This window comes from Citrobacter sp. RHB25-C09 (assembly GCF_013836145.1).
GTDB lineage: Bacteria > Pseudomonadota > Gammaproteobacteria > Enterobacterales > Enterobacteriaceae > Citrobacter_A.
The window spans coordinates 4,265,845-4,281,223 of record NZ_CP057483.1 but is presented as its reverse complement, the minus strand read 5'-3'; the positions used below and the strand labels follow the sequence as shown (position 1 = coordinate 4,281,223).

At 54.5% G+C, this 15,379-nt stretch carries 15 protein-coding genes; 12 read left to right on the top strand and 3 right to left on the bottom strand.

Translation table 11 applies throughout. The features are described 5' to 3' along the window. Positions 1-99 precede the first annotated feature (99 nt). Positions 100-2,646, top strand: coding sequence for a class I adenylate cyclase (gene cyaA, locus HVY19_RS20190; RefSeq protein ID WP_181682346.1), 2,547 nt, complete (start codon positions 100-102; stop codon positions 2,644-2,646). 96 nt (positions 2,647-2,742) lie between these two features. On the opposite strand, the gene cyaY is transcribed toward cyaA, so the two are convergent. After that, positions 2,743-3,063, bottom strand: coding sequence for an iron donor protein CyaY (cyaY, locus tag HVY19_RS20185; RefSeq protein WP_181682345.1), 321 nt, complete (start codon positions 3,061-3,063; stop codon positions 2,743-2,745). 138 nt (positions 3,064-3,201) lie between these two features. Here cyaY and HVY19_RS20180 point away from each other — a divergent pair, with 138 nt between their 5' ends. The 8 genes from HVY19_RS20180 to corA all read left to right on the top strand — a co-directional run bounded on the left by HVY19_RS20180 (position 3,202) and on the right by corA (position 10,229). After that, positions 3,202-3,405 carry a lipoprotein gene (locus tag HVY19_RS20180; protein WP_181682344.1) on the top strand — a complete coding sequence of 68 codons (204 nt, stop codon included), beginning with the start codon at positions 3,202-3,204 and terminating at the stop codon, positions 3,403-3,405. 37 nt (positions 3,406-3,442) lie between these two features. Next, the gene (dapF, locus tag HVY19_RS20175) at positions 3,443-4,267 is read left to right on the top strand and encodes a diaminopimelate epimerase (protein WP_181682343.1); all 825 of its coding nucleotides are present in this window, start codon (positions 3,443-3,445) and stop codon (positions 4,265-4,267) included. Next, on the top strand, positions 4,264-4,971 hold the full coding sequence (locus HVY19_RS20170) for a DUF484 domain-containing protein (RefSeq protein ID WP_181682342.1): 708 nt from the start codon (positions 4,264-4,266) through the stop codon (positions 4,969-4,971). Before dapF ends, HVY19_RS20170 begins: the two co-directional genes overlap by 4 nt. Then, positions 4,968-5,864 carry a tyrosine recombinase XerC gene (gene xerC, locus HVY19_RS20165; protein ID WP_181682341.1) on the top strand — a complete coding sequence of 299 codons (897 nt, stop codon included), beginning with the start codon at positions 4,968-4,970 and terminating at the stop codon, positions 5,862-5,864. Before HVY19_RS20170 ends, xerC begins: the two co-directional genes overlap by 4 nt. After that, positions 5,864-6,580 carry a 5-amino-6-(5-phospho-D-ribitylamino)uracil phosphatase YigB gene (gene yigB, locus HVY19_RS20160; protein WP_181682340.1) on the top strand — a complete coding sequence of 239 codons (717 nt, stop codon included), beginning with the start codon at positions 5,864-5,866 and terminating at the stop codon, positions 6,578-6,580. Before xerC ends, yigB begins: the two co-directional genes overlap by 1 nt. Positions 6,581-6,670: 90 nt before the next feature. Next, positions 6,671-8,833: a DNA helicase II gene (gene uvrD / locus HVY19_RS20155; RefSeq protein WP_181682339.1), complete on the top strand. Its 2,163-nt coding sequence runs from the start codon at positions 6,671-6,673 to the stop codon at positions 8,831-8,833. Positions 8,834-9,068: 235 nt separating this feature from the next. Further along, on the top strand, positions 9,069-9,125 hold the full coding sequence (gene ysgD, locus HVY19_RS20720; RefSeq protein ID WP_212723238.1) for a YsgD/CorL family protein: 57 nt from the start codon (positions 9,069-9,071) through the stop codon (positions 9,123-9,125). 153 nt (positions 9,126-9,278) lie between these two features. After that, entirely contained in the window at positions 9,279-10,229 is a 951-nt protein-coding gene (gene corA / locus HVY19_RS20150; protein ID WP_181682338.1) for a magnesium/cobalt transporter CorA, read from the top strand. 53 nt (positions 10,230-10,282) lie between these two features. Here corA and rarD read toward each other — a convergent pair whose 3' ends face one another. Next, positions 10,283-11,179, bottom strand: a complete 897-nt coding sequence (rarD, locus tag HVY19_RS20145) for an EamA family transporter RarD (protein ID WP_181682337.1) — start codon at positions 11,177-11,179, stop codon at positions 10,283-10,285. A gap of 43 nt (positions 11,180-11,222) precedes the next feature. Continuing rightward, on the bottom strand, positions 11,223-11,690 hold the full coding sequence (gene yigI, locus HVY19_RS20140) for an acyl-CoA thioesterase YigI (protein WP_181682336.1): 468 nt from the start codon (positions 11,688-11,690) through the stop codon (positions 11,223-11,225). A 165-nt stretch (positions 11,691-11,855) separates the two neighbouring features. On the opposite strand from yigI, the gene pldA reads away from it, so the two are divergent. From pldA to rhtC, 3 genes are all read left to right on the top strand, one after another. Beyond that, the gene (gene pldA / locus HVY19_RS20135) at positions 11,856-12,725 is read left to right on the top strand and encodes a phospholipase A (protein WP_181682335.1); all 870 of its coding nucleotides are present in this window, start codon (positions 11,856-11,858) and stop codon (positions 12,723-12,725) included. Between the two features lie 85 nt (positions 12,726-12,810). After that, positions 12,811-14,640, top strand: coding sequence for an ATP-dependent DNA helicase RecQ (gene recQ, locus HVY19_RS20130; RefSeq protein WP_181682334.1), 1,830 nt, complete (start codon positions 12,811-12,813; stop codon positions 14,638-14,640). A gap of 67 nt (positions 14,641-14,707) precedes the next feature. Continuing rightward, positions 14,708-15,328, top strand: a complete 621-nt coding sequence (gene rhtC / locus HVY19_RS20125; protein ID WP_181682333.1) for a threonine export protein RhtC — start codon at positions 14,708-14,710, stop codon at positions 15,326-15,328. Positions 15,329-15,379: the final 51 nt, after the last annotated feature.

The following is a 15,379-nucleotide window of genomic DNA, read 5'->3' as shown; positions in this document are numbered from 1 at the left end:
TTTTTGACATACGGTTTATCCCGAATGGTGAAGTAGGTCGTGAGCGCTTGCGCTGCGACAAGCATCAACATGACGGGTAGCAACATCAGGCGATACGTCTTGTACCTCTATATTGAGACTCTGAAACAGAGACTGGATGCCATAAATCAACTGCGTGTGGATCGCGCGCTTGCTGCCATGGGTCCTGCTTTCCAGCAGGTATACAGTCTTCTGCCGACATTATTGCACTATCATCATCCGCTGATGCCGGGTTACCTCGATGGTAACGTTCCCAAGGGCATTTGCCTTTACACGCCTGATGAAACTCAACGTCACTATCTTAACGAGCTGGAATTGTACCGTGGACTGGCTCCGCAGGATCCGCCGGTCGGTGAACTGCCGATTACCGGCGTGTACTCCATGGGAAGCACCTCATCGGTAGGGCAAAGCTGCTCGTCTGATCTTGATATTTGGGTGTGCCACCAGTCCTGGCTCGACAGCGAAGAACGTCAACTTCTGCAACGTAAATGTAGCCTGCTGGAAAGCTGGGCCGCCTCGCTGGGCGTTGAAGTCAGCTTCTTCCTGATTGATGAAAACCGTTTCCGCCACAACGAAAGCGGCAGTCTGGGGGGTGAAGACTGCGGCTCTACGCAGCACATCCTGCTGCTGGACGAATTCTATCGCACCGCTGTGCGTCTCGCCGGTAAACGTATTTTGTGGAATATGGTCCCGGGCGATGAAGAAGAGCATTACGACGACTACGTCATGACGCTTTATGCACAAGGGGTGCTCACGCCGAACGAATGGTTGGATCTGGGCGGCCTAAGCTCGCTCTCCGCTGAAGAGTACTTCGGTGCCAGCCTCTGGCAGCTCTATAAAAGTATCGATTCCCCGTACAAAGCGGTGCTCAAAACGCTGCTGCTCGAAGCCTACTCCTGGGAATACCCGAATCCGCGCCTGTTGGCGAAAGACATTAAACAGCGCCTGCACGACGGCGAGATCGTCTCGTTCGGTCTTGACCCGTACTGCATGATGCTGGAGCGCGTCACTGAATACCTCACGGCGATTGAAGACCCGACACGTCTGGATTTAGTGCGTCGATGTTTCTACCTGAAAGTGTGTGAGAAACTGAGCCGCGAGCGCGCCTGCGTGGGCTGGCGACGTGAAGTATTAAGTCAGTTGGTAAGCGAGTGGGGGTGGGACGAAGAGCGCCTGGCCATGCTGGATAACCGGGCGAACTGGAAGATCGATCAGGTGCGTGAAGCGCACAATGAGCTGCTCGACGCCATGATGCAGAGCTACCGTAATCTGATCCGCTTTGCTCGACGCAATAACCTCAGCGTCAGCGCCAGTCCTCAGGATATCGGCGTGCTGACCCGTAAGCTGTATGCTGCGTTTGAAGCCCTGCCGGGCAAAGTCACACTGGTGAATCCGCAGATTTCCCCGGACCTCTCCGAACCGAATTTAACCTTTATCCATGTTCCGCCGGGACGTGCTAACCGTTCAGGCTGGTATCTCTACAACCGTGCGCCAAACATGGATTCGATCATCAGCCATCAGCCGCTGGAATATAACCGCTATCTGAATAAGCTGGTGGCCTGGGCGTGGTTTAACGGGTTGCTGACTTCCCGTACCCATCTGTTTATTAAAGGCAACGGCATTGTTGACCTGCCGAAGTTGCAGGAGATGGTCGCGGATGTGTCGCACCATTTCCCGTTGCGCCTGCCTGCGCCGACGCCGAAAGCGCTCTACAGCCCGTGTGAGATTCGCCATCTGGCGATTATCGTCAACCTGGAATACGACCCAACGGCGGCATTCCGCAATCAGGTTGTCCATTTCGACTTTCGCAAGCTGGACGTCTTCAGCTTTGGCGAAGAGCAAAACTGCCTGGTGGGTAGTGTCGATCTGCTGTACCGCAACTCATGGAACGAAGTGCGAACCCTGCACTTCAACGGCGAACAGGCGATGATCGAAGCACTGAAAACAATTCTTGGCAAAATGCACCAGGATGCTGCACCGCCGGACAGCGTAGAGGTGTTCTGCTACAGCCAGCATCTGCGCGGCCTGATTCGCACCCGCGTCCAGCAGCTGGTTTCGGAATGTATTGAGCTGCGTCTTTCCAGTACCCGTCAGGAAACCGGACGCTTTAAAGCACTTCGCGTTTCCGGCCAGACGTGGGGATTATTCTTCGAACGTCTGAACGTGTCGGTGCAGAAGCTGGAAAATGCCATCGAATTCTACGGCGCGATATCGCACAACAAACTGCACGGTCTTTCCGTTCAGGTAGAGACCAACCAGGTGAGACTGCCGTCGGTGGTAGATGGGTTCGCCAGCGAAGGGATCATCCAGTTCTTCTTTGAAGAGACGGGCGATGAGAAGGGCTTTAATATTTACATTCTGGACGAGAGTAACCGTGCGGAAGTGTACCACCACTGCGAAGGCAGCAAAGAAGAGCTGGTGCGCGACGTCAGCCGCTTCTACTCCTCTTCGCATGACCGTTTTACCTACGGCTCCAGCTTTATCAACTTCAACCTGCCGCAGTTTTATCAGATTGTGAATTCAGAAGGACGTGCTCAGGTTATTCCTTTCCGCGCCCAGGCGATTGGTGACGTTCCCCCCGCCAATCAAGATAACGACGCGCCGCTGTTACAGCAGTATTTTTCGTAAGTGCCGGATTTGCTGGATGGCGGCTTCGCCTTATCCGGCCTACGGTACGGTACCTTTGTAGGTCCGGTAAGCGTAGCGTCACCGGGCATAACCAAACTAACGAAAAGTCACTTCCTCGCCCGCCTGCTGTGTTGCCGCTTGTTCCAGCAGATCCCAGAAGGTTTCGCCGCTGCGGTCACACACCCATTCGTCGCCTTTCAGGTCAAAATGGTAGCCGCCCTGTTTGGTGGCCAGCCACACCTGATGCAGCGGCTCCTGACGGTTGATAATGATTTTGCTGCCATTTTCGAAGCTAATGGTCAGCACGCCACCGTTGATTTCACAGTCGATGTCGTTGTCACCGTCCCAGTCATCCAGATGCTCTTCAATGGTCATCCACAGGGTATCTGCAAGGCGATGAAATTCACTGTCGTTCATTGTCGTTTCCCATTTTTTAGTGATGGCGGCAGTATAACCTGAAACAAATCGCGTTGCAGATTACAGGCTAACGCTTGCTTTTACGCCTTCTCCTGCGATGATAGAAAACAGAAAGCATGAACTTACAGGCAATCCATAATGAAAAATGTGTTTCAGGCACTCGCCGTACTTCTCACTCTGTTCAGCCTGACGGGCTGTGGCCTCAAAGGTCCGCTCTATTTTCCGCCAGCTGATAAAAACGCGCCGCCTCCGACCAAACCGGTTGATTCGCAAACGCAATCCTCGGAGCCCGATCAAAACGATCGCGCAACGGGTGATGGGCCAACTCAGGTGAACTATTAAGGTTCCCCTATCAGTCCCCGCGTGAACGGAGTGAATAATGCAATTTTCTAAAATGCATGGCCTTGGCAACGATTTTATGGTCGTCGACGCGGTAACGCAGAATGTCTTTTTTTCCCCTGAGCAGATCCGTCGTTTAGCGGACCGGCATCTCGGGGTGGGGTTTGATCAACTGCTGGTGGTTGAACCGCCTTATGATCCCGACCTGGATTTTCATTACCGCATTTTTAATGCCGATGGCAGTGAAGTTTCGCAGTGCGGTAACGGTGCACGCTGCTTTGCCCGTTTTGTCCGCCTGAAAGGGCTGACCAATAAACGAGAAATTCGCGTCAGTACAGCGAATGGTCGCATGATACTGAGCGTTACGGACGACGAGCTGGTCCGGGTGAACATGGGTGAACCCAATTTTGAGCCATCGCAGGTGCCGTTTCGCGCTAACAAAGCGGAAAAGACCTATATTATGCGCGCCGCTGAGCAGACTATATTGTGCGGCGTGGTTTCAATGGGGAACCCGCATTGCGTGATTCAGGTCGATGATATCGATACGGCGGCGGTGGAAACGCTGGGGCCAGTTCTGGAAAGCCATGAGCGTTTCCCGGAACGTGCGAATATCGGTTTTATGCAGATTGTTAAACGCGAGCATATTCGTTTGCGCGTGTATGAGCGTGGCGCAGGGGAAACGCAGGCCTGCGGCAGCGGGGCGTGCGCGGCTGTCGCCGTGGGTATTCAGCAGGGTTTACTGGCTGAAGAAGTGCGCGTGGAATTACCGGGCGGTCGCCTTGATATCGCCTGGAAAGGTCCGGGTCATCCGTTATACATGACTGGCCCGGCGACACATGTCTACGACGGGTTTATCCATCTATGAAGCAACCAGGGGAAGAACTTCAGGAAACGCAAATGGAACTCGACGATCGGGCGGTCGTCGAATATCTGCAGAAAAATCCTGATTTTTTTATCCGCAACGCGCTCGCGGTGGAAGCAATGCGCGTGCCTCATCCGGTGCGGGGTACAGTGTCGCTTGTTGAGTGGCACATGGCCCGCGCGCGCAACCACATTAATATTCTTGAAGAGAACATGTCGCTGTTGGTGGCGCAGGCCAATGCCAACGAAAGCCTGTTCTATCGCCTGCTGCATCTGCAGGCGCGACTTGTTGCGGCGACCAGTCTCGATGATATGCTCATGCGTTTCCATCGTTGGGCGCGCGAACTGGGTCTTGCTGGCGCAACGATTCGCCTGTTTCCCGATCGCTGGCGTCTCGGCGCACCGTCGAGTTACACCCATCTGGCGTTAAGCCGTCAGGCCTTCGAGCCGCTGCGCATTCAGCGCCTGGGGTCAGCGCAACATTATCTTGGCACCCTAAACGGTCCAGAACTGCTGGTAGTATTGCCAGAGGCAAAGGCGATCGGATCGGTAGCGATGTCGATGCTGGGACGCGATGGCGATCTGGGCGTGATCCTGTTCAGCAGTCGCGATGTCCATCACTATCAGCAGGGACAGGGAACGCAACTCCTGCAAGAGATTGCGCTGATGATGCCTGAGTTGCTGGAGCGCTGGATTGAACGCGTATGATAGATCTCACCACCGATGTTACTCTCTTCCTGCGCTATCTGGGCGTGGAGCGTCAGCTTAGCCCGATTACGTTAAAAAATTATCAGCGTCAGCTTGATGCCATCATCGCTTTAGCCGGAGAAACCGGAATGCAGAGCTGGCAACAATGTGACGCTGCGGCGGTACGCAACTTTGTGGTGCGCAGCCGTCGTCATGGGTTAAGTCCGGCCAGCCTGGCGCTACGTCTCTCTGCATTGCGCAGTTTCTTTGACTGGATGGTTAGGGAAGGTAAACTCAGCGCTAACCCCGCAAAAGGGGTTTCTGCACCGAAAACGCCGCGTCATCTGCCAAAAAATATCGACGTTGATGATGTTAACCGTCTGTTGGACATTGACCTGAACGATCCGCTCGCCGTGCGCGACAGGGCAATGCTGGAGGTCATGTACGGCGCGGGCCTGCGTTTGTCGGAGCTGGTGGGGATGGACATCAAACATCTCGATCTCGACACCGGCGAAGTATGGGTAATGGGGAAAGGCAGCAAAGAGCGTCGCCTGCCCATTGGCCGCAATGCGGTAGAGTGGGTAAAACACTGGCTGGATCTGCGCGGACTGTTTGGCAGCGATGAAGACGCGCTGTTTCTGTCGCAACTCGGCAACCGTATTTCCGCGCGGAACGTGCAAAAGCGCTTTGCCGAATGGGGCATAAAGCAGGGGCTGAACAGCCATGTGCATCCGCATAAGCTGCGCCATTCGTTCGCTACCCACATGCTTGAATCGAGCGGCGACCTGCGTGGCGTACAGGAACTGCTGGGACACGCCAACCTTGCCACGACTCAAATCTATACTCATCTTGATTTTCAACACCTTGCCTCGGTGTACGATGCGGCGCATCCACGCGCCAAACGGGGGAAATAATGCGTTTTTACCGGCCTGTGGGTCATATCTCGGCGATCACCTTCGATCTTGATGACACCCTTTACGATAACCGTCCGGTTATCCTGCGCACCGAGCAGGAAGCGCTCGCTTTTGTGCAAAACTATCATCCGGCGCTGCGCACCCTTCAAAATGCTGACCTGCAACAGTTGCGTCAGGCGGTACGTGAAGCTGAGCCGGAAATCTATCATGACGTCACCCTGTGGCGGCACCGCGCCGTAGAGCGAGCTATGCTCAATGCTGGGCTGTCGGCGGAAGAAGCCGCGACCGGTGCTAATGCTGCGATGATGAATTTTGCCAGATGGCGCAGCCAGGTTGAGGTGCCGCAAGCCACGCACGACACGCTAAAAGCTCTGGCGAAGAAGTGGCCGCTGGTGGCCATCACCAACGGTAACGCCCAACCGGAACTGTTTGGCCTGGGTGAGTACTTCGAGTTTGTATTGCGCGCTGGACCGGACGGTCGCTCAAAACCCTTCAGCGACATGTACTTCCTGGCCGCGGAAAAGCTGAAATTGCCGATCGGCGAGATCCTGCATGTGGGAGACGATCTCACCACTGACGTGGCCGGCGCTATCCGCTGTGGCATGCAGGCTTGTTGGATCAAGCCCGCCAATGCCGACCTGATGCAGACCTATGACAGCCGCTTGTTGCCACATCTGGAAATTTCGCAGTTGGCATCCCTCACGACGCTGATATAATCACCAACAGAACTCTGTATATATACCCAGCTTTTTTGGCGGATGGTGCTACGCTTATCCGCCCTACAAACATTTTACGCGGCGGTGCCAATGGACGTTTCTTACCTGCTCGACAGCCTCAATGACAAACAGCGCGAAGCGGTGGCCGCGCCACGCAGCAACATGCTGGTTCTCGCCGGGGCGGGGAGTGGTAAAACCCGCGTTCTGGTACATCGCATCGCCTGGTTGCTGAGCGTTGAGAATAACTCGCCATATTCGATTATGGCGGTGACCTTTACCAACAAAGCAGCGGCGGAGATGCGCCACCGTATCGGCCAAATCATGGGCACCACTCAGGGCGGGATGTGGGTCGGCACCTTCCACGGTCTGGCGCACCGCCTGCTGCGCGCGCATCACATGGACGCCAACCTGCCGCAGGATTTTCAGATCCTCGACAGTGAAGACCAGTTGCGTCTGCTTAAACGTTTGATCAAGGCGATGAACCTCGACGAGAAGCAGTGGCCGCCGCGTCAGGCAATGTGGTACATCAACGGCCAGAAGGATGAAGGTCTGCGTCCGCACCATATTCAAAGCTTTGGTAACCCGGTCGAGCAAACCTGGCAGAAGGTGTATCAGGCCTATCAGGAAGCGTGTGACCGTGCGGGGCTCGTCGATTTCGCTGAGCTACTGCTGCGCGCACACGAGTTGTGGCTCAACAAGCCGCATATTCTCCAGCACTACCGAGAGCGTTTCACCAATATCCTGGTGGATGAATTCCAGGATACTAACAACATTCAGTACGCGTGGATCCGCCTGCTGGCGGGGGATACCGGCAAAGTGATGATCGTCGGCGATGACGATCAGTCTATCTACGGCTGGCGCGGCGCGCAGGTGGAAAACATCCAGCGCTTCCTCAACGACTTCCCCGGCGCGCAAACTATACGCCTGGAGCAAAACTACCGTTCAACCAGCAACATCCTCAGTGCGGCCAATGCCCTGATTGAAAACAACAACGGGCGTCTGGGTAAAAAACTGTGGACCGACGGCGTCGATGGTGAGCCGATCTCGCTGTACTGCGCATTTAACGAGCTGGACGAAGCACGCTTTGTCGTGAACCGCATCAAGACCTGGCAGGACAACGGCGGTGCGCTGGAGCAGTGCGCGATTCTCTATCGCAGCAACGCCCAGTCGCGCGTACTGGAAGAGGCACTATTGCAGGTCAGCATGCCGTACCGGATTTATGGCGGTATGCGCTTCTTCGAACGTCAGGAAATCAAAGATGCGCTCTCGTATTTGCGTCTGATTGCGAACCGTAATGACGACGCGGCATTTGAGCGTGTAGTGAATACGCCGACGCGCGGAATTGGCGATCGCACCCTGGACGTGGTGCGCCAGGCGTCGCGCGATCGCCAGCTTACGCTGTGGCAAGCGTGTCGTGAATTATTGCAGGAAAAAGCGCTCGCCGGACGTGCCGCCAGCGCATTGCAACGCTTTATGGAATTGATTGACGCCCTTGCACAGGAAACCGCCGAACTGCCTCTGCACGTGCAGACCGACCGGGTGATTAAAGACTCCGGCCTGCGGATGATGTATGAGCAGGAAAAAGGCGAGAAGGGCCAGACGCGTATCGAAAACTTAGAGGAACTGGTGACGGCAACGCGCCAGTTCAGCTACAACGAAGAAGACGAAGACCTGATGCCATTGCAGGCATTCCTCTCCCACGCGGCGCTGGAAGCGGGTGAAGGGCAGGCAGATACCTGGCAGGATGCGGTTCAACTGATGACGCTGCACTCGGCCAAAGGCCTTGAGTTCCCTCAGGTGTTTATCGTCGGAATGGAAGAGGGGATGTTCCCCAGCCAGATGTCGCTGGATGAGGGCGGTCGTCTGGAGGAAGAACGCCGCCTGGCCTACGTCGGTGTGACCCGTGCAATGCAGAAGCTGACGCTCACCTATGCCGAAACGCGCCGTCTGTACGGTAAAGAGGTGTACCACCGCCCGTCGCGCTTTATTGGTGAGTTGCCGGAAGAGTGCGTTGAAGAAGTTCGTCTACGCGCCAGCATCAGTCGCCCGGTGAGCCACCAGCGGATGGGAACGCCGATCGCGGAAAACGATACGGGATATAAACTGGGACAGCGGGTGCGTCATGCTAAGTTTGGCGAAGGCACGATTGTGAATCTCGAAGGCAGCGGGGAACACAGCCGGTTGCAGGTCGCTTTCCAGGGGCAGGGGATTAAATGGCTTGTGGCGTCTTTTGCGAATCTGGAAACGGTCTGATCGCCCTGGTTTTTGCCGGATGGCTGGATAACATTTTGATTTGTAGGCCGGACAAGGCGTAGCCGCTATCCGGCAAACTGCGTCTTAATATTCTGAAATCATAGATAAATCCCCCCGCTCTGCTAACCTTTTTACATAAGGGGAAATTATTACTTTTTCGCGTTCCGTTGCGTGTTGACGGCAAATTTTTGCTGGCGTAACATGCGCGCACGATTACGCTAAGAGGACATTCGCCTTGGACACACCCAGTAGATACTGGCTCATTATCCTGTCATCCAGGATCAACTCCTAAGGCTATCCCTTTTTGCTGATAGCCTTAGCGGTTGTCAGCGACTTATCACTGTTTCCCGTCGCGCTGAGTCAGGCTGTTTAATGGTCTGAAACCCAATATGTTTCTGTGTGCCCACCGAACTGTCCAATTTTTTAAGCATTGGGAGTACCGGTCATGCTGAGCGCATTTCAACTGGAAAATAACCGACTGACCCGGCTGGAAGTCGAAGAGTCACAAACCTTGATTGATGCCGTATGGATCGATCTGGTCGAGCCGGACGATGACGAGCGACTGCGCGTACAATCTGAGCTGGGCCAGAGCCTGGCGACACGTCCTGAACTGGAAGACATCGAAGCATCCGCGCGTTTCTTTGAAGACGACGACGGTTTGCACATCCACTCATTTTTCTTTTTCGAAGATGCCGAAGACCACGCGGGGAACTCCACCGTGGCATTCACCATCCGCGATGGCCGTCTGTTTACCCTGCGTGAACGCGAACTGCCAGCTTTCCGCTTGTATCGTATGCGCGCCCGTAGCCAGGCGATGGTTGACGGTAATGCCTACGAGCTATTACTGGATCTGTTCGAAACCAAAATCGAACAGTTGGCGGATGAAATTGAGAACATCTACAGCGATCTGGAAGCGCTTAGCCGCGTGATCATGGAAGGGCATCAGGGCGATGAGTATGACGAAGCGCTCTCTACCCTGGCGGAACTGGAAGATATCGGCTGGAAGGTGCGTCTGTGTCTGATGGATACCCAGCGCGCATTGAACTTCCTGGTTCGCAAAGCCCGTTTGCCGGGCGGACAACTGGAGCAGGCGCGTGAGATCCTGCGAGATATCGAATCCCTGCTGCCGCACAACGAATCTCTGTTTCAGAAGGTGAACTTCCTGATGCAGGCGGCGATGGGCTTTATCAACATCGAGCAGAACCGCATCATCAAGATCTTCTCAGTGGTATCCGTGGTCTTCCTGCCGCCGACGCTGGTGGCCTCCAGCTATGGTATGAACTTTGAGTTTATGCCGGAACTGAAGTGGAGCTTCGGCTACCCTGGCGCGATTATCTTTATGATCATCGCTGGTCTGGCGCCGTACCTGTACTTTAAGCGGAAGAACTGGTTGTAATATTTTCGCGTTATCAGGCCTACATACCCCGTAGGCCTGATGGCACTACGTACTCACATCCCCAGACGCGTCCTGCGTTGGGTATAAATCGCATCCATTACGAAAATCGCCAGTGCCACCCAGATAAAGGCAAAGGTTACCATCTTATCCGCACCCGGTACTTCGCCATAGAACGTCACGGCCAGCAGGAACATCAGCGTGGGGCCAATGTACTGGAAAAAGCCCAGCGTCGACAGGCGCAAACGGGTTGCCGCGCCGGTGAAGCACAGCAATGGAACGGTGGTCACGACGCCTGCTGCAATCAGCAACAGGTTAAGCGACATGGGGTTTTGCCCCATATGACTGGTGGCGCTATCGGCAATACCAAACAGGTAAAATGCGGCGACGGGCAGCAGCCACAGGGTTTCAACCAGCATCCCGGTTTGCGCTTCGACAGCGATTTTTTTACGTAGCAGGCCGTAAAAAGCAAAGCTAAACGCCAGTCCCAGCGCGATGATTGGCAGTGAGCCAAATGTCCACAACTGAACCAGTACCCCACACACCGCCAGTATCACCGCCAGCCACTGCATGCGGCGGAAACGTTCGCCGAGGAAAATCATCCCCAGCAAAATATTGACTAACGGATTGATAAAGTAGCCGAGGCTGGCTTCCAGCATATGATGGTTATTCACCGCCCAAATGAATAACAGCCAGTTCCCGCCTACCAACAGGGCGGACACCGCCAGCAGGAAAATTTTCTTCGGCGTTTCCAGCAGCGTTTTGATACCGGACCACTGGCGGCTGATGCTTATCAGCGCCACCATAAAGAAAAAGGACCAGATCACGCGGTGCGTCAAAATCTCATCAGCGGGTACGTAGTAAATCAGCTTGAAGTACGCTGGGGCGATACCCCAAATAAAATAAGCGGCAAGGGCGAGTAAAACGCCCTGCCGCGTTTGCTTTGCATCCATCGGGAAAACTCATGTCTGAAATGTAACAACAGTTTATCGTGTTTTACCCTACCATATAAGTGGCGGTGGCGCTGGCAATGTAAAGCTGATCCTCGTTATGCAATTCCACACGCGCCACGGCGACTTTATTCCCGGCACGCAACAGGCTACTGGTGGCGGTAAAGCGATTGCCCCGGCCAGGACGCAGGTAATCGACGCGCAGGTCGATGGTCCCCATTCGCGACATCCGCTGGCGTAGTTCATCTTCACCGATTGTCTCATGGCGCGTCAGGGTGCTGCCAACGCAAACCAACCCGGCGGCGACGTCGAGTGCAGAGGCGATAACGCCACCGTGCAGAATGCTTTGCGCCCAGTTTCCCACCATCATCGGCTGATTGCTGAAGGCCAGTTGGGCAAAATCCTTCTCATAGCGCTCCAGTTCCAGCCCTAGCGCCCGGTTAAACGGCATGTGATAGACAAACATTTCGCCCACGAGTTTCAGGGCTTGTTCAGCGGTGAGTACGGCAGACATACGGATTGAATACTCCATTGGTTAATGAAATGTTGATGTTATGCTTCTTAAATGTTGTTTTCCACTTTAAGACGGGATAACTAACGAGAGAGTGTGTAAATATGTAAAATGGCTGGCAGGGTATTCAGTTAAATTGAAAAATATTCGTTCAGGAGAACAACAAGAATGCGGGCGATTCTGGCTGGGTTGTGGGCAGTCTCTGTGCTGCCGATGGTAGCATTTGCGCAAGAAGCGACGGTCAAAGAGGTTCATGACACACCGTCTGTTCGCGGTAGTATTATTGCCAACATGTTGATTGAACATGATAATCCGTTCACGCTGTATCCTTATGACACCAACTACCTGATCTACACCAGCACCAGCGATCTCAACAAAGAGGCGATCAGTACCTATAACTGGTCCGACAATGCCCGCAAAGATGAAGTGAAATTCCAGTTGAGTCTGGCGTTCCCGCTGTGGCGTGGGATCCTCGGGCCAAACTCTGTGCTTGGCGCGTCCTATACCCAAAAATCCTGGTGGCAGCTTTCCAATAGCGAAGAGTCATCACCGTTTCGTGAAACCAACTACGAACCGCAAATGTTCCTCGGCTTTGCAACCGACTATCGCTTTGCCGGATGGACGCTGCGCGATGTCGAAATGGGTTACAACCATGATTCCAACGGGCGTTCTGACCCAACCTCACGCAGCTGGAACCGCTTGTATACGCGCCTGATGGCGGAAAACGGTGACTGGCTGGTGGAAGTGAAGCCCTGGTACGTCATCGGCAGTACTGACGATAACCCCGATATCACGAAATACATGGGTTATTACCAGCTCAAAATCGGTTATCACCTGGGCGATGCGGTGCTGAGTGCTAAAGGTCAGTACAACTGGAATACCGGCTACGGCGGTGCGGAACTGGGGCTGAGCTACCCGGTCACGAAGCACGTCCGCCTCTATACGCAGGTTTACAGCGGCTACGGTGAATCGTTGATCGACTATAACTTTAACCAGACGCGTGTTGGTGTGGGCGTAATGCTTAACGACATCTTCTGATCGATGATTGCGTTTTAAACATTGCAGTTTCTCTCTCAGGCGCTGAAAATAGCGCCTGTTTTGATTGTTGGCGAACGGGGTTAATGTGGCGCAGGCGGAAGTAATGAATCTGGAATCAGGGGCTAAGCAGGTTTTGCATGAAACCTTTGGCTACCAACAGTTTCGCCCGGGCCAGGAAGAGATTATCGACACCGTTGTTTCGGGTCGCGATTGCCTGGTTGTGATGCCGACCGGGGGTGGTAAATCCCTCTGTTATCAAATACCTGCCTTACTGCTTAACGGGTTAACCGTCGTTGTCTCCCCGCTGATCTCTTTAATGAAAGACCAGGTCGATCAGCTGCTGGCGAACGGCGTGGCGGCGGCCTGCCTTAACTCGACGCAAACCCGAGAGCAGCAGCAAGAAGTGATGGCGGGTTGCCGCACCGGGCAAATTCGACTGCTTTATATCGCTCCCGAACGCCTGATGCTGGATAACTTTCTGGAGCATCTGGCCCACTGGAATCCGGTATTACTGGCGGTGGATGAAGCGCACTGCATTTCGCAGTGGGGGCATGACTTCCGCCCGGAATACGCCGCGCTAGGCCAACTCAGACAGCGTTTTCCGGCCCTGCCGTTTGTGGCGCTGACTGCGACTGCTGACGAAACCACGCGGCTGGATATCGTTCGGCTGCTGGGACTCAACGATCCGTTAATCCAGATCAGCAGCTTTGACCGCCCGAATATTCGCTACATGCTGATGGAGAAATTTAAACCGCTCGATCAGCTGATGCGCTATGTGCAGGAGCAACGGGGCAAATCCGGCATTATTTATTGTAACAGCCGGGCGAAGGTGGAAGACACCGCCGCCCGCCTGCAAAGCCGTGGTATCAGTGCGGCGGCGTATCATGCTGGTCTGGAAAACGATGTGCGCGCCGACGTGCAGGAAAAATTCCAGCGCGACGATCTGCAAATTGTGGTGGCGACCGTCGCGTTTGGAATGGGTATCAACAAACCTAACGTGCGCTTCGTGGTGCACTTTGATATTCCCCGTAACATTGAGTCCTATTATCAGGAAACCGGTCGTGCCGGGCGTGACGGCCTGCCAGCAGAAGCGATGCTGTTTTACGATCCGGCGGACATGGCGTGGCTGCGCCGCTGCCTGGAAGAAAAACCGCAGGGACCGCTTCAGGATATTGAACGGCACAAGCTGAACGCAATGGGCGCGTTTGCTGAAGCGCAAACCTGCCGTCGCCTGGTGCTGCTCAACTACTTTGGCGAAGGGCGTCAGGAGCCTTGCGGCAACTGCGATATTTGCCTCGACCCACCAAAACAGTACGACGGTCTGACCGACGCGCAAATCGCGCTTTCAACGATCGGCCGGGTGAATCAGCGCTTTGGTATGGGGTATGTTGTTGAAGTGATTCGCGGTGCGAACAACCAGCGCATACGTGAGCTGGGTCATGACAAGCTGAAGGTTTACGGCATGGGTCGCGAAAAAAGCCATGAACACTGGGTGAGTGTGATCCGTCAAATGATTCACCTTGGTCTGGTAACGCAGAACATCGCCCAGCATTCGGCGTTACAAATGACCGACGCGGCACGTCCGGTGCTGCGTGGTGATGTCCCCCTCCAGCTCGCCGTTCCGCGTATTGTTGCGCTGAAACCGCGCGTGATGCAAAAATCCTTTGGCGGCAATTACGATCGCAAGCTGTTTGCCAAATTGCGTAAGCTGCGTAAAGCCATTGCCGATGAAGAGAACATCCCGCCGTATGTTGTCTTTAACGATGCAACGCTTATTGAGATGGCGGAGCAGATGCCCGTTTCGGCAAGCGAAATGCTCAGCGTCAACGGTGTCGGGATGCGGAAACTGGAACGCTTTGGCAAAGAGTTTATGGCGCTGATTCGCGCGCATGTCGACGGTGACGACGAAGAGTAGTCAGCCGGGCAAAAAAGTGCCAGGATGGTTACTCACTGAACTGTTTCCCCCGCGAGTACTTTCTATCATGTTAATGTTATTTCTTACCGTGGCGACGGTGCATATTTTGGCGCTGATAAGTCCGGGTCCGGACTTCTTCTTCGTTTCACAAACCGCCGTCAGCCGCTCGCGCAAAGAAGCGATGATGGGCGTGTTGGGTATTACCTGCGGCGTTATGGTCTGGGCAGGGATCGCGCTGCTCGGTCTGCATCTGATTATCGAAAAAATGGCCTGGCTGCACACCATTATTATGGTGGGTGGTGGACTGTATCTGTGTTGGATGGGTTACCAGATGCTGCGCGGCGCATTAAAAAAACAGGCTGTTTCCGCGCCCGTCCCACAGGTTGAGCTGGCACAAAGCGGACGAAGCTTCCTGAAAGGGCTGCTGACGAATCTGGCAAACCCGAAAGCGATTATCTATTTCGGTTCGGTGTTTTCTCTTTTCGTGGGGGATAACGTTGACACCGCTGCGCGCTGGGGTATTTTCGTGCTGATTGTTATTGAAACCTTCGCGTGGTTCACCGTGGTGGCCAGTCTGTTCGCGTTGCCGCAAATGCGGCGTGGCTACCAGCGTCTGGCGAAGTGGATCGACGGCTTTGCCGGCGCGCTGTTTGCCGGTTTTGGTATTCACCTGATTATTTCGCGCTGATTTACCTGAAGTGTCTTTGCCGGGAGGCCCGGTCTACGTTTGCATCCACCT

Excerpts from the sequence above, each read along its gene's own strand:
- yigB (WP_181682340.1), top strand. The coding sequence starts at position 5,864 with ATGCGTTTTTACCGGCCTGTGGGTCATATCTCGGCGATCACCTTCGAT.
- rhtC (WP_181682333.1), top strand. The coding sequence starts at position 14,708 with ATGTTAATGTTATTTCTTACCGTGGCGACGGTGCATATTTTGGCGCTG.
- HVY19_RS20180 (WP_181682344.1), top strand. The coding sequence starts at position 3,202 with ATGAAAAATGTGTTTCAGGCACTCGCCGTACTTCTCACTCTGTTCAGC.
- yigI (WP_181682336.1), bottom strand. The coding sequence starts at position 11,690 with ATGTCTGCCGTACTCACCGCTGAACAAGCCCTGAAACTCGTGGGCGAA.
- xerC (WP_181682341.1), top strand. The coding sequence starts at position 4,968 with ATGATAGATCTCACCACCGATGTTACTCTCTTCCTGCGCTATCTGGGC.
- dapF (WP_181682343.1), top strand. The coding sequence starts at position 3,443 with ATGCAATTTTCTAAAATGCATGGCCTTGGCAACGATTTTATGGTCGTC.
- cyaY (WP_181682345.1), bottom strand. The coding sequence starts at position 3,063 with ATGAACGACAGTGAATTTCATCGCCTTGCAGATACCCTGTGGATGACC.
- corA (WP_181682338.1), top strand. The coding sequence starts at position 9,279 with ATGCTGAGCGCATTTCAACTGGAAAATAACCGACTGACCCGGCTGGAA.
- HVY19_RS20170 (WP_181682342.1), top strand. The coding sequence starts at position 4,264 with ATGAAGCAACCAGGGGAAGAACTTCAGGAAACGCAAATGGAACTCGAC.
- uvrD (WP_181682339.1), top strand. The coding sequence starts at position 6,671 with ATGGACGTTTCTTACCTGCTCGACAGCCTCAATGACAAACAGCGCGAA.
- rarD (WP_181682337.1), bottom strand. The coding sequence starts at position 11,179 with ATGGATGCAAAGCAAACGCGGCAGGGCGTTTTACTCGCCCTTGCCGCT.
- pldA (WP_181682335.1), top strand. The coding sequence starts at position 11,856 with ATGCGGGCGATTCTGGCTGGGTTGTGGGCAGTCTCTGTGCTGCCGATG.